Genomic DNA, 14,571 nt, shown 5'->3' with positions numbered 1-14,571 from the left:
TCCCGTATCGCTGCATGTCACCCCAACCTAGCCACTTTGTTGGTAGCGATGTTGGTATGGCGCAGGATGGTCGAGAAGCGGGCTTTCGCTACCAACACCCCCCTTGTTGGTATCCGTTCGCCCCCGGACCGGATGCGGATTTATGGGCGATCTCACTGATAAAGAACTGAAAAATCTGAAGCCGAAGGCCAAGCTGTACAAGGTGACGGACCGCGACGGGATGCACGCGGCCGTCACACCGACCGGGGTTATTTCGTTCCGGTATCAGTACAGGGTGAACGGGCGGGAGGAGGTTTTGACCATCGGCCGCTACAGCGCCGCTGCGGCGCGCAGCCTGACACGGGCGCCCGAGGCGCTGGAATACGGAATGGAGGTGTCGCTTGCGGAGGCGAGGGCACTTCTGGCGCGCGCTCGGCGTCAAGTCGAGCGGGGCGAGTCGCCGTCGAAGGCCAAGGTCGAGAAGCGGACAGCGTCAGCGGAAGCGTTCACGTTCGGCGGGTGGGCAGAGGCCTATTTCAAGCACAAAGCCGATCCCAAGTCGGGGGCTGAAAGACTGGCCGATAGCACTCTGGCAATGCGCCGGTCCGTCTATGACCGCGCCATCGCGGGAGAATTGTCGAAGCTCAAGCTCGGGGAAGTGACGCGGCAGCGCCTCAAGCGCCTGTGCGATGAGGTCAAAGACAAGCGCGGCCCAGCGGTTGCAGTGCATGTCCGCGAGGTCGTGTTGTTGGTGTTCCGCCACGCCCAAGGATGTGGGCTGGACGTGAGCAACCCGGCCGAGTCGATCCGCACCAGCGCCATCGCCACCTTTGAGCCGCGCGAGCGAGCATTATCGCCGTCCGAAGTCCGCGCGGTTCTGACGGCACTGGATCACGTGGCGGCGGCGCCCACGCTGCGTTCAGCGGTGAAATTTGTGCTCCTGACCGGCGTCCGCAAGTCGGAGTTTATCGACGCCACGTGGAAGGAAATCGACTTCGCCGCCGCGCGCTGGACGATCCCGGCTGAGCGCATGAAGGCTGGTAAAGCGCATGTCGTCCCGCTGAGTGATCAGGCGCTCGATATTCTGACGGCATTCCGCACCATGTTCGGCGCTAGCCGATACCTTCATCCCGGCCGTTACGACGGTGACACTCCCATCAGCAACGCCACGCTCAACCGAGTGATTGATACCGTCGTGGAGCGTATCCGCGAGGAAGACCCGGATTTTCAGACCTTTGGGGTTCACGACCTGCGCCGCACATTCTCAACCGGCCTGAACCGCGCCAAGTTCGATGATCGCTGGATCGAGATGAGCTTGGCCCACGCGCCCAGGAACCGGATCGCGGCCGTCTACAACGTGAACCGCTACCTCGCCGAGCGGAAGATCATGCTTCAGTGCTGGGCGGATATGCTCGACGCCTGGGTGCGCGGCGAGTCCGCCAAGGACCTGATTGCCGACGCAAAACAGCGCGCCGCCGAGGTCCACGATGACGCATTGGATGATGATCTCTGAGCGATATTCTTCCCCATCCATTTTGTCAGTCATTGGTGGTGCGCCACCGGGGCGGATCTGCGACCCATCGGTTGATGTCGGTTTCCCGCCATCCCGCGCCGTTGGTGCTGATCTTCAGCTGGGCGGGAAAGGTCCCTTCTGCGATCTTGCGATAGATGGTGGAGCGGGACAGGCCGGTGCGGGCGAGGACAGTCTTCAGTCGAATGATGCGCTCTGGTGTCTGCATGGCGGTGGTGCCTCCTGCTGGATGCGCCCGAGGGCGCCTGCGCAAGACAAGGCATGGAGCCGCTGGCCGGCAAGAGGAGGAACAGCGCGGGTGGGGCGTGGCGAAGCGGCGGCGGCACATCGGACGGATCACAGGCCGAGGCCACGGCTCCGGTCGAAGTCGATGCCGTGGCTATGGGCGAGTTCGCGGCCCAGACTGCGGCCGGTTTCAAAGCTGATGCCGAGCTCCTTCCTGCGAACGGCGAGCAGGGATTCGAGCTGCGGGTCGCGCTCCAGGCTCCGCGCCATGTCGCCCATCTGGACGCGGGTGGCTTTGTAGCCCGCGTAGTCGCCTTGCGCGTACAGATGCTGGTGCTGCCGGTCGAGCTTCTGCCAGCGCTCGACGAAGCGATCGGCGCGGCGCTCCGGATCGGTGCGGATTTCGGTTTCAAGCTGGAGGGCGCGGATGGCGCGATTGAGTTTGCCGTCGGCGGCCTCAAGCACAAGCTCCGGGTTCTTCTCATAGGCGGCCTCCGCATCGCGCCAACCATGGGGACGCACCTCCTCGAAGGCCTTGCGGGCGTCAGTGAGTTCGCGGATTTGCTCGGGCGTCCCCTGGCCGGTCGCATCGGCCGTGGTGAGGAGCGCGTCCCACGCGCGAGCATGCCGGATGAGCGCGCGGGTTCGCGCCCGCCGCAGTGCCGCCTCCGGATACTCGGGAGCCTCCTGTGCGAGCGGCTCGACCTTGTTCCCGAGCTCTTCGCGCAGGGCTGGAGATTCCCGCGCCATATCCACGGATGGCCTTAGCGTGTCGACGAGGTCGCGCAGCTTCTCCGGGACCTTGCGCACCATCTCCACGACGCGCTGGCGGAAGGTGATGCCGCGGCGCTCGGCATAGGTCTGAGCCGGGTCTGATCGCTCGTAATCCGAGGCCATGTCCTTGGCCCGGTCGCGTGACAGCGTACGCACCAGCCGGTCCTGATCCGCGAAGTCGTCCCGGCCATAGTGCAGCTCCATCCCTTCGCGGTGGCGCGACAGCGCGACATAGCTGGAATGAGCGTCCAAGCCGGGCGTGGCCAGCACATGGGTCCGATCGACCGTCATGCCCTGCGCCTTGTGGATGGTGGCGGCATAGCCATGGTCGATGCGGTCATAATCCTTGAAGTCGAACGCGACGGATCGGCCGTCATCCGTGCGCACCGACATAGACTGCGCGCTGACCTGCTCGATGGTGCCGAGCGTGCCGTTCTTCACCCCAAGCCCGCGCTCGTTCTGCAGGAACATGACCCGGTCGCCGCGGGCGAAGGAACGCGCCCCGCGCTCCACGGAGACACGGACCTCCTCGCCGAGATCACCGGCTTCCCGCATCCGTTCGCGGGCGGCCTGGTTGAGAGCGCGCACCTCGTCATTGGTGTGGGTGAGAATGATACGACTCTGGTCCGGCGCGGCCTGCCGGTCACGGTCCCAACGGTCGATCAGTTCGCCCCGCGCTTGCTCCCGCGTTTGAGCGGCATGGACCATGCCATTCCTCTCATAGGCTTCAACCGCATTGCCGATCCAGCCGGTCGCCAGATCGCGCGTGGCGTCACGCTGCCAGTCCGCGCGCTGGCGGCGCACCTCGCCGATCTCTGCGCCACCGTAACGCTCGACGAGCGAGCGGAAGGCCGCGCCCGCCTCGATCGATTGCAACTGCTGCGGATCGCCGACCAGCACGACCTTGGCGCCGACGTCCGCTGCATGGGGCAACACGCGCTCCAGCTGGCGCGTGCCGACCATGCCGGCCTCGTCGATCACCAGTACATCGCGTGAGGTGAGCAGATCCCGGCCCTGTCCCCAGCCATGTTCGAGACTGGCGATGGTGCGCGACGTGATGCCCGATCCGCTCTCCAGATTCTCCGCGGCGATGCCGGACAGGGCGACGCCGCGAACCTCCAGGTCGGCCGCCTCCCAGGCCTCGCGCGCGACACCCAGCATCGCGCTCTTCCCCGTCCCGGCATAACCGACGACGATGCCGAGATCGCGCGTGCCGGTGATGTGCGCCAGCGCGTCGGACTGCTCAGCAGAGAGCACAAGTCCGCGCTGCTCGGCACGCTGAAGAGCCGCCTCCCTCTCTGTATCCTTTACGGCATGGCGTTTGCGTTCCGCCATGAGCCCGGCAGCTTTGTGCAGGCGCTGCTCGGCCTCGATCATTGCTTTGGTGGTGAAGCGATCCTCGCCGCGTCCATCCTTGCCGAGCTCAACGAGATCGGGTGCGCGGCTCATCGCGCCCATCACCTCGTTGAACTGCTCGATCCCGTCGCTGTGGCGGTGCGCGAACCGCGCCATGTCGCGCCGGGTGAAGGTCGATTGCTGATGGGTGATGGCGTCCAGTGCCAGCGACGGATCAGCGATGATGCGTGCGCCATTGCCGCGCGCGATCTCGCGATGAACCTCCGCCCGATCGGCGGCCCCGATCCTCTCTCCCTCGATGCGTTGAGCGGGTGCACCGATCTGGCTCTGTGGTTCTAGCGCAATGCCCTGCGCTTCCAGGCTGCGATGATCGATGCGCGCGTCGATGTCGAGCTCAGTCAGCCGCTCATTGGCGAGCGCGGCCCAGCGTTCGCGCCAGCGCTCGACCATCTCGGTCGCGTTCCACTCCCGCACCTTCGGGCCGAAGCCGTCCTCGTCGACCGACCGCATGGTGAGCATGGCATGGGCATGGGGCTTGGCCATGCCGTCCTCACCGACATCCCAATGCACATTGAGATCGGCGACCATCCCGAGATCGACGAACTCCGACTGGACGAAGTCGCGAGCGAGAGCGATCCCCTGCGCCTGGCTCATCTCTCGCGACAGGGCGAACTCGACCTCGCGGGCGAGCTGCGCGTCCTTACGCAGTTCGAAGGCTTCGACATCGTTCCAGAGCCGCTCGCGGTCGCCCCACACCTCGGGCGCCCCGTCCGGCAGCAGAACCTCGGAATGCACGACGCCGCGCTTACCGGAGAAGTCCTGGACACGATCGATCCGCGCATCGCGCAGCCGTGAGGCCGAGCGGTAGGCGGCGGAGGCCACCGCACTGGAGCCGGCCTTGCGGCCGATGATTTTGACGTGAAGATGATAGATCGCCATCGCGATCCGAACATCAGCACGGCGAAGCGCACGTCGGAACGACGTATAAGCGCGCCCTCCCTCGAAAAAATCTCGGGAGCGACGAGCCCATCCCAGTCTGTCCCGGCAACATTACAGCCACGGCGAACACGCTCAACTATCATCCGTCCATCGATTGCTGATGGAGAGAACCATGCGCAAACCACGCGACTTCGACGCGGAACTGAAGGCACTTGAAGACAAGGCACGAGAGCTCAAGGCCCGCAAGGTGCAGCAGTTCGGCGATCTGGTGATCGCCACCGGCGCGGACACCCTCACGGCGGAGGAGCTGTCCTACAGCCGCGCCTTAACGCTTCGAGCCTACCTGCTGCAGACTCACGAGATGCTGTTCGACGCCCACAACCACGCCTTCCGGGTGCTGGGCGGCGTGCCGCGGCGGGGGATTTACGACAACATGCGAACGGCCGTCGACAAAGTCGGCCGGGGCAAGGAGCGCCAGGTCAACATACGCTGAAGGGCCTAACCGTGAAGACCCTGAGGCGGGGCTTCTGCGGGGACGCGCCAAGCCCCTTCTCAGAATCTGAGGGCGAATTGGGCGGTAAAGGCGTTCTGCGAGGCCGAAGAGGCGAGCTGGCCGGAGTAGCTGGCCGACAGCACTGCCATGTCCGACAGCGAGTAACCGATCCCTGCTTGCAGCAGCATAGCGTCTTCCGCGATGGGAACGCCCCACACCTGGAACGGCAATGTGCCGCCACTGAACAGCATGGTGGCGGCCGGTGTCGTGTCCCCGAACGCGTGCTGCCAACCGAGCGTCAGGTTCGGCGTCAATACATGACCCTGGACGTCGATCGTCGTCGCCGCCCGCAGACCAACCGTGGTGTAGGTCGTTTCCATGGATGTCGTGGACATGACGAGCGCCGCCGCGCCGCCGGTCTCACTGAAGCGCGCTCCATCGATGTTGAGATAGGCCGCACCGACAAAGGGTTCGACGTCAACGGCCCCGAAGGTCATAGCATAGCCGAGTTCGCCGAACACCTGCAGGCTTCCATTGGAATAGTCGGCGTTCAGTACCTCGGCGAAGCCGGGAAACGCCGCCGTGCGGTCGACGGTCGCGTCATGCCAAGAATAGGCGAGGCCACCGCTGACTGCGAGCGCGTCGAAACGGGCACCCGCGTAAAGGCCGATGTCGTAATTGTCCATGTCGCCCGACGACGACCGGGCGTCGACATCGAAGGTGGATCGGCTGTAGCCGCCGAATAGGCCGGCGCGGGCATTGTCCGCCACCGCCACATCCGCGCCCATGAGAAAGCCACCGATCGTGTTGGAGAGGGAGGCGACGTCGCTGTTGCCGGAAGTGTTGCCCCAGCCGCCATAGCCCTGGGCCCAGAGCGTGGGGGTGTAGTCCACGCCGAGCCGGGCCGTGGCCGGCGCCTTGGCGGCATAGGCAAGCGGCTCGACCGACGACGCGGTCACGGACTGGCGCAGGCGCGCGCTCACGGCTTCGCGCACATAGACCGACTGCTGCTGGATGACCGTCGCGGCGGAGGCATAGGCCTCTCCGGAGAGTGTATCGAACGCTCCGGCGACCGCCCGCTCCGGAAGCCCGAGGATGGCGTCATAGACCTTGTTGCCGAGCCCGAGTGCCTGCGCCGCTACGGCGACGCCCGCCTGATTCGGTGTCTGGGCGAAGGAGGCGAACGGCACGTCGCTGTTGACGAGGGTCAGATAGACATTCTGGGAATCGTAGCTGAGCGAGGGAATGAGAAACGCATAGTCCGAGGTAACGGAGCCGAAGGTGCCGTCCACCGTCGCCTCGGTGGAGAGGATGGTATAGGTAGTGTGCCAGTCATAGGCACCGGGCGAGGCCAGCACCTCGACGGAAGCGCCGCCCGAGAGGGTAATCATGCCGGTCGCGGTGATGAGGTCATGCTGGCCGTCGGCGGTGGTGTCCACCTGGTAGGTGGCGCCATCGTTGAAGGCCACGGCACCGTTGACGGCAATGGTGCCGGGCGAGTTTCCGGGCGCCACCACGCCACCGGTATCCACCACGAGACCACCTAGGGTGCCGTTTCCGCCGAGCAGGCCACCATTCTCCAGGGTGACCAGTCCGGTGAGAGTGCCACCTTCCACCAGAAGGGTTCCCCCTGACGACACGCTCACAGACCCACCCAGAACGCCAGCGGAGGTGTCGCTCTCCGAACTCACGGACAGGATGCCGGTCTGAACCTGCGTGCTGCCGTCGAACGTGCTACTGTCGCCGGTGAGGGTGAGCGTGCCAAGGCCCTCTTTGATGAGGCTGCCAGTGCCGGCGAGCGTGCCGGCGAATGTGGTATTGTTCGTCTCCCTCACGATGAGGGTCTGGCTTCCCAGAGCCACGGTGCCGGTCGCATCGGTGCCCGACAGGTTGGCGATAGTGGTGCCGGTGGTGCCCGAAATGTCCAGCGTGCCGTTTACCGTCACTCCGTTTGAAGCGGCAATGCTGCCTGAGCCGGAGAGGGCAAGGGTGCCGGCGTCGATGATGGTGGCACCCGCGTAGCTGTTGACGGCCGCGAGTGTCAGCGTGCCCTCGCCCTGCTTGGTGAGGCCGCCCTCGCCCTGTAGGGCGATATCGATGCCGACGTCATAGTTGTTGGTATCGACGAACGCGCCACCTGCCATGACCTGGATGTCGCCTGCTGTGAAGCCGGACAGGAGGTTTGTCTGATCGCCAGTCGCCCTCAACACACCGCCGTCGAAATTGAGCGTCGCGGTCCCCAATCCCGCGACCACCTGGCTGGTCTCCAGCACACCGCGTCCGTCCGTCGTGCCGTCAAGGTTCAGCGTACCTGACGAGCCCACGCCATTGCCGATGTAGGTCAGCCCCCTGGTGACCACCACCCCACCGTCTTCGATGGTCACGGTGCCTGTCCCGTCGTAGCCGACATAAAGGCTACCGTTGATATTCCAGGCTGAGTCCATCCCCGTCACGGTTGCCGTCCCAATCGCATCGGAGTCGAAGCCGACATAGCCGTGTCGATTCACGACGGTGCCGCCGTCCGCAATGGTGAGCGCTCCGGTGCCGAAATTGCCAACCGTCAGGCTCTGGAATCCGAGATTCCAGTTCGAGCCTTCCCCTGTTACCGCAACGGCGCCGGCCGAGCCCAGGCTGTTCCCGATAAAGCCTGAGCCACTGGTGACCGAGCCACCATCGGTAATGGCGAGCGTACCTGCCTCCACGAAAGTAGAACCAGAATAGCTACTCGTGCCCGTGAGCGTCAGCGTGCCGTCGCCCTGTTTGGTAAGAGCGCCAGCGCCCTGAAGGGTCGCGTCGACATCGACATCATGACCATTGGTATCGATGAAGGCGCCACCGGCCTCAATCTGGATGTCACCTGCGGCGAAGCCGGAGAGGAAGTCCACCTCGTCGTCGGTTGCCTTCAGCACGCCGCCATCGAAATTGAGCGTGGCGGTACCCGCTCCCTTGACGATCTTGCCCGTGGCAAGCGCGCCCCGCCCGTCCTCATCGCCATCGAGATTCAGCGTGCCGGATGAATTCGCCTCGTTGCCGATGAAGGTCTTCGCGCTGCTGACCTCGCCGCCATCTTCGATGGTGAGCGTGCCGCTGCCAAACTGGCCGACATAGAGGTATTCGCTCCCCGTATTCCAGCTCGAGTCCGCGCCCGTCACCGTTGCTATGCCGGTCGAGCCGGCGTTGTAGCCGATGACCCCAGCGCCGCTTTCCACGGTGCCGCCGTCTTCAATATTAAGCGTGCCATTGCCCTCATAGCCCACGCCCAAGATTTCGCCGCCGAGATTCCAGGTCGAATCGTGCCCGGTCACAGTCGCTGTGCCGCTCGAGTCGGATCCAACGGCGATATTGCTATACCCGCTCGTGATCTTGCCGCCGTCCTCAACGTTGAGCGTGCCGGTGCCGGAGTAGCCGACGCTGAGGGAGCGGGAGCCAAGATCCCAGGTCGAATTCTCCCCGGTCACGGTCGCCGTGCTGTCCGATCCGGTATGGTAGCCGATGAAGCTGTCGCCGCTCGTGACCTTGCCGCCCGCCTCGACATTGAGTGTCCCGCCGCCGGAGAGGCCAACATAAAGGGCGTTGGTGCCGAGGTCCCAGGTCGAGTTCTCCCCGGTCACGATGGCGGTGCCGATGGAATCAGCATTCTGGCCGAGAATGCCCTCGCCGCTCTTGACCGATCCGCCGTCCTCGATGTTGAGCGTGCCGGTGCCGGAGTAGCCGACGCTCAGCGCGCTGCTCCCGAGATCCCAGACGGAATTCTCGCCGGTCACGGTCGCGGTGCCAGATGAATCGGCCTGAACGCCGAGATAGCCCTGCGCGCTCGTGACCTTGCCGCCGTCCTCGATGTTGAGCGTGCCGGTGCCGGAGTAGCCGACGCTGAGGGAGCGGTTGCCAAGATCCCAGGTCGAGTTCTCGCCGGTCACCGTCGCGGTGCTTTCCGAACCGGCGTTGTAGCCGATGAAGCTGTCGCCGCTCGTAACCTTGCCGCCGGCCTCGACATTCAGCGTGCCAGTGCCGTTCAGCCCGATGAAAAGGCCGAAGCTGCCCGTGCTCCAGCTGGAATCCGCGCCCGTGACCGTCGCCGTTCCGGTGGAAAGGGCATTCAGGCCGACATAGCCATTGCCGCTGCTCACCGCGCCGCCCGCCGACACTGTCATCTGGCCGACGCCGGAGCCGCCGACGACGAAGTCGTTGCTGTTGGTCCACAGCGTCTCCGCGCCCGTCACCGTGACGCTGCCATTGGAGCCGGTGTTGACGCCGATATAGGCGTAGCTGCTGGAGGCCGTGGCGCCGCTATTGAGGGTGAGCGTCCCGGTTGACCCGCTATTGGAGCCGACATAGGCGTTGACGGTGGACACGTGGCCGGTGTCCTCAACCGTCAGCGAGCCGATGCCACCATAGCCGACATGGAGTTCGGCCGTGTTGGTCCACGTGGAACCGTTGCCCGTCACCGTGGCGGTGCCGATGGCGCCCTCGTTGACGGCGATATAGCCGATACCGGTGCTCACCTCGCCGCCGGCCGCCACATTCAGCGTGCCGGTGCCGGACTGGCCGATGCCGAGCTCGGTGGTGGCGGTCCAACTGGAACCTTCCCCCGTCACCGTCACCGTTCCGGTCGAATCCGAACCGGCGCCGACAATGCCCGTCGATCCAGTCAGGGTGCCGCCAGCCTCGACCGTCACCGCGCCCGTGCCGCTGTAGCCGACATTAATGACGCTGGTGCTGGTCCAGATAGAGTCCGTTCCCGTTACCGTGGCCGTGCCGTTCGAGTCGGCGAGGACACCGACATAGCTGTAGGCGAAGCTCGCCTCGGCACCGGCGGAAACCGTGAAGGTCCCCTGGCCGCCCTGGCCGACGCCGAGTTCTCCCGTCCCGATCCAGGATGAATCGGCTCCGGTGACCACCACTGTGCCGGACGAAACGGTCTGAGCGCCGAGATAGCCATTCGCGCTCGTGACCTTGCCGCCTTCTTCAATGTTGAGCGTGCCCGCGCCGGTGTCGCCGACAGTGAGCGATCCCGTGATGTTCCAGGGCGAGGGTTGCGAGGGACTCGGCACGGTGACCGTCTCGCCGCCATCGATAACCTCACCGGCAAGGGCCGGCAGCATGGACGCCATCAAAGCGCCGAGAGACACTGTCGCGCGCCGCCCAACGGCTGAGAACCTCGCACGTCGATGCAGCTCGACGGCTCTGCCGCACGCCGCGCCAGTGGAAGAACGACGGCAATCTTCACCCGCAGTCATGCAGCCTCCCGGCGATGATTAGGCTTGCCGCATCCAAGGGCGCCAATATTCGGACCAGTCTGTCCGAAACGGTCGCGGATGTCTACCCTGTTACCTCCTTAGAGCCCGCGGCGACAGGCTATTTGGGGTTCCTATCCCCCGGCGACGTAACTCCCTCAATCGTCACGAAGAATGGCGCCGGACGATTACGTCCCAGTGTCGCTTGGTGCGGCGGATTTCCAGGACATGCAGCGCGCGATCGCGCGCCGCGATGGCGCGCATAGGCAAAGACGCTGTCACACCTGTCATGGTCGTTCGTTTTCCCTTCGACGACGATGGCGCCACCGAACGCGGCGTTCCGGGCGAGGATGGAGGCATGTCCGCACGGGCACGATGGGTTGTTCGACCGCTTTTACCGGGGGATTCTGACCCCATCATTGCGCGCGGCCTAGATGATCGCACGCTGCTGCTGCCGCGCACGGATGCGGATGTGTTGCTGACCGGCGTCCGCGAAGAACAGGCTCCCTTTGCGTTCGAGGAAAGCAGAGAGCGCGTCAGCTTCTTGTCTCTGCGGATCGTACGGGATCGCGTCTCCCGCCGCATCGTGCTGCGCGCTTATGATGAGCGCCGCGCCATCGGCGGTTTGAAACTGATCAATGGCGGCGGGCGGGCCGACGTTGCGCTTCGCACATTCTCCGCCGCTCGGCCCGGAGATGCTCTCCCTGTTCAGCTCGAAGGCGATTCGTTTTGCCGACTTTCCGGCCGCATAGTCACGGAAGATGCGGCGGATGACCCCGGCCTGGAACTCGTTGATGGTCCGGTCGCCCCGTATCGGCTCGCCGCTGGCGTCGAACTTCTTCACCACATCATAGCCATAGGCGTTGCCGCCGCCGGACTTGCCCATCTCGACGCGCCCGCGCTGGCCGCGGCGGGTCTTGTCGGCGAGATCCTTGAGGAACAAGGCGTTCATCGTGCCCTTGAGGCCGACATGCAGATGCGTGACTTCGTCCTCGGAGAGCGTGACGATCTTCACGTCCGCATAGGCCATGCGCTTGTAGAGGCCGGCGATGTCCTCCTGATCGCGCGACAGACGATCCATCGCCTCGGCCAGCACGTACTGGAAGCGGCCGCGCGACGCGTCCGAGATTTAGGGCTTGGATGCCGGGACGGAGAAGCGAGGCGCCGGAAATTGCGTGGTCAGTATATTCCTCGACCACCTGCCTACCCTGCTTCTCGGCATGGAGGCGGCAGATGCGGAGCTGATCGGAGATGGAGGCGTCGCGCTGATTGTCGGACGAATAGCGGGCGTAGATCGCGACTTTCAAAGCGCACTCTCCTGAGGTGTCAGGAGCGCGTCGTGCTGCGTTCCTTCATCTGCTCTTCGAACACCTCCCGCGCGGCACGACGGGCGAGCAGGCGAGCCAACTCGATCAAGCGCGGATCGGGACCATCGCCGTTGCGTACGAGCGACAGTTCCGGCTCGACGAGCCGAAGCGTACTCCTTTGCTGCTGGCGATTGCCCTGATCCATCGTTGCGCCGTTCGATGCCGATTGCAAGTTGATCGGCTTCACCGTTGCTATGAATCGAAGTATAAGCAACGGAAATCAACGGATAGTATTCGACGGCATTCAGCATATTGTTGCCGATGCTAGCGTCGTCTGGCGTAGAAAGGCGCATCGCTGCAGACGGAAAATACCGGCGTCGGATAGCGCGGCGATCCGCTGTCTGGCCAAGCCTGCCTGAAACGCGTTTCGCCATTGCGTCTTCGCTTGCCTGCACATTATATCTGGAATATATATCCAGATATAGAATGGAGGATGGCCATGGGCAATGCTGCACAGAAGAGAGCAATCCAGAATTACCGCGCGCGTCTGACGCAGCGTGGCTTCACTCGATTCGAGATCATGGCGCTCGAATCCGATCGCGAGCTGATACGCGCTCTTGCCCGTCGCCTGGCTGAGGAAGGGCCGGAAGCGGAGCAGGTTCGCGTGGCCGTGAAGACAGTCGTCGCTGGCGAGCCACCCTGTCCGTCGTCAGAACATTTGGCGCAACTCGCGGGGTAAATTAGCGGAGTGCGGGCCTCGTCTGGGGGTTGATGTTAGGCGGCGAGCTTGCGGTGCTGCAAGCGCCGATGTTCGATGGTCTGTCGCTTGATCCTTTCACGCTGTTGGATGACCGCCGGAGCCCTTCCGAAGTAGGTGTCGGCGGGCGTCACATTGTTCAGGCTCTCGTGGTAACGCTGGTGATTGTAGTGTTCGACGAAGGCCTCGATCTGGGCCTCGAGATCGCCGGGCAGGAAGTAGTTTTCCAATAGGATGCGGTTCTTCAGGGTCTGATGCCAGCGTTCGATCTTGCCCTGGGTCTGGGGATGCATCGGGGCGCCGCGCACATGGCTCATTTTCCGGGCCTCAATGTATTCCGCAAGTTCGCCGGCGATGTAGCTGGGACCATTATCGCTGAGCAGCCTGGGCTTGTGCAGCACCGTGGCGCTGTCGCAGCCGGAAGCCGCCAGAGCCAGGTCCAGCGTGTCGGTCACGTCCTCGGCCCGCATGTTGGTGCACAGCTTCCAGGCGATGATGTAGCGCGAGAAGTCATCGAGGACGGTCGACAGGTACATCCAGCCCCACCCAATGATCTTGAAGTAGGTAAAATCAGTCTGCCACATCTCGTTCGGCCGGGTGGTCTTGGTGTGGAACTGATCGGCGGCCTTGATCACGACATAGGCCGGGCTGGTGATCAGATCCTGGGCCTTCAACAGGCGGTAAACCGCGGATTCTGACACGAAGTAGCGTTTCTCGTCGGTGAAGCGCACCGCCAGTTCGCGGGGGCTGAGGTCGGTCGCCTCCAGCGCCATCTCCACGATCTGATCCTGGATGTCGCGGCCGATCCGGTTCCACACCCGGCTCGGCGCCGATGGCCGATCCTCCAGCGCCTCCGGCCCGCCCTCAAGATAACGGTCATACCAGCGGTAGAACGTCCGACGGGCGACGCCCAACTGGTCGAGCGTGCGTTTGGCGGGCAGGTGCGACTGTTCCACGATCCGGATGATCTCGAGCTTTTCGGATGCGGGATACCTCATTCGTCGTCGCCCCCATCCGCAATCATGCTTTTTTTGAGCAACCGGTTTTCCAGCGTCAGGTCCGCCACGCATTCCTTCAAAGCACGGGTTTCGCGGCGCAGATCCTGGACCTCACCGGTGGTCGCCGCGCGGGCAGTATCGCCGGCCAGGCGGCGCTTCCCCGCTTCCATGAACTCCTTCGACCAAGTGTAGTACAGGCTCTGGGCGATGCCTTCCTTGCGGCACAGCTCCGCAATGCTGTCCTCGCCGCGCAGCCCATCGAGCACGATGCGGATTTTGTCCTCGGCCGAGAAATGGCGACGCGTCTGCCGCCGAATATCCTTCACAACACGCTCAGCAGGGGCCTTTGTCGGCGATTTTTTCAAGGAGGGTTGGGCCTTCATCTTCGTTCCTTCGTCACTACGACGAAGCCCCAACCCTCCTTAAATCACAACCTCAAATCTGTGCCATTGGTGCTGACGGCGGACATGCGATTGAGCCTGACGATGTCGACGAGGTGATTGTTCACACCTTCCATGAGTCCACACGTCTGTTTCAAGGCATCCCGGAGACAACTGACCAGGCGCAGTACGGCACGTCGTTCCCGACGGCCGTTGCGCTCATCCATGGCGATGTGCTGCCCCAGCATGTCGTGGATGACGCGCTCGGCGATCCGCAAGTGCGCAGGCTCACGGAGCGGATCCGTTATGTCGAGGATGGAGAATATTCGCGGTTGTTTCCCGCTCGGCGCTTCACTCGCGTCGAGATCAGGCTGAAGGACGGCTCAATCCATTCGTCAGCGCCGCGCGAGCCACGTGGCGATCCGGATGCACCGCTGTCCGCCGCTGAACTGGAGCGCAAGTTCCTGCTCTATACGACGCCGGCATGGGGCGAAGAGCAGAGCCGCAACTGCCTGCGTTACCTCGGCCAGTTCGGCCGGCCGGGAACCACGGTGCGCGACCTTTTGCACGCGATCCGCAATTAAGAGCGGCCGCACCG

The 14,571-nt window shown here is 64.0% G+C and carries 7 protein-coding genes and 4 pseudogenes; 5 read left to right on the top strand and 6 right to left on the bottom strand.

Annotated features, from left to right (window positions below):
- Window positions 1–142: 142 nt before the first annotated feature.
- A complete protein-coding gene (locus tag AC1PZ7_RS17250) occupies window positions 143–1,492 on the top strand; it encodes a tyrosine-type recombinase/integrase (RefSeq protein ID WP_482356419.1) in 1,350 nt (449 codons plus the stop codon).
- Between the two features lie 25 nt (window positions 1,493–1,517).
- On the opposite strand, the gene AC1PZ7_RS17245 is transcribed toward AC1PZ7_RS17250, so the two are convergent.
- Entirely contained in the window at window positions 1,518–1,718 is a 201-nt protein-coding gene (locus AC1PZ7_RS17245) for a helix-turn-helix transcriptional regulator (protein ID WP_482356418.1), read from the bottom strand.
- A gap of 128 nt (window positions 1,719–1,846) precedes the next feature.
- Window positions 1,847–4,804 carry a Ti-type conjugative transfer relaxase TraA gene (gene traA, locus AC1PZ7_RS17240; protein WP_482356417.1) on the bottom strand — a complete coding sequence of 986 codons (2,958 nt, stop codon included), beginning with the start codon at window positions 4,802–4,804 and terminating at the stop codon, window positions 1,847–1,849.
- A 172-nt stretch (window positions 4,805–4,976) separates the two neighbouring features.
- Here traA and traD point away from each other — a divergent pair.
- Window positions 4,977–5,117: pseudogene (gene traD, locus AC1PZ7_RS17235) on the top strand (conjugal transfer protein TraD); the annotation flags it as partial.
- Window positions 5,109–5,294 (top strand): annotated as a pseudogene (locus AC1PZ7_RS17230) (IS21 family transposase); the annotation flags it as partial. The pseudogenes traD and AC1PZ7_RS17230, both read left to right, overlap by 9 nt.
- 62 nt (window positions 5,295–5,356) lie before the next feature.
- Here the strand turns inward: AC1PZ7_RS17230 and AC1PZ7_RS17225 are convergent.
- The 3 genes and pseudogenes from AC1PZ7_RS17225 to AC1PZ7_RS17215 form a co-directional block, all read right to left on the bottom strand.
- Entirely contained in the window at window positions 5,357–10,399 is a 5,043-nt protein-coding gene (locus AC1PZ7_RS17225) for an autotransporter domain-containing protein (protein ID WP_482356416.1), read from the bottom strand.
- Window positions 10,400–11,207: 808 nt separating this feature from the next.
- A pseudogene (locus tag AC1PZ7_RS17220) lies at window positions 11,208–11,838 on the bottom strand (recombinase family protein); the annotation flags it as partial.
- Window positions 11,839–11,857: 19 nt separating this feature from the next.
- The gene (locus AC1PZ7_RS17215) at window positions 11,858–12,085 is read right to left on the bottom strand and encodes a hypothetical protein (protein WP_482356415.1); all 228 of its coding nucleotides are present in this window, start codon (window positions 12,083–12,085) and stop codon (window positions 11,858–11,860) included.
- Window positions 12,086–12,337: 252 nt separating this feature from the next.
- Between AC1PZ7_RS17215 and AC1PZ7_RS17210 the strand changes: the two are divergent.
- Window positions 12,338–12,538: pseudogene (locus AC1PZ7_RS17210) on the top strand (hypothetical protein); the annotation flags it as partial.
- A gap of 74 nt (window positions 12,539–12,612) precedes the next feature.
- Here the strand turns inward: AC1PZ7_RS17210 and AC1PZ7_RS17205 are convergent.
- Window positions 12,613–13,976 (bottom strand): IS3 family transposase gene (locus tag AC1PZ7_RS17205; RefSeq protein ID WP_482359592.1). Its coding sequence is split into 2 segments (ribosomal slippage): window positions 12,613–13,626 and window positions 13,629–13,976, totalling 1,362 coding nucleotides; the frame shifts between segments, so codons are not numbered across the junction.
- Between AC1PZ7_RS17205 and AC1PZ7_RS17200 the strand changes: the two genes are divergently transcribed.
- Window positions 13,940–14,557, top strand: a complete 618-nt coding sequence (locus tag AC1PZ7_RS17200) for a hypothetical protein (protein WP_482356414.1) — start codon at window positions 13,940–13,942, stop codon at window positions 14,555–14,557. The genes AC1PZ7_RS17205 and AC1PZ7_RS17200 overlap by 37 nt on opposite strands.
- Window positions 14,558–14,571 lie beyond the last annotated feature (14 nt).

Source organism: Ancylobacter sp. TW_SC_1 (assembly GCF_056836805.1).
Note: the sequence above shows the minus strand (reverse complement) of the source record. Positions and strands in the feature narration are given on the sequence as shown.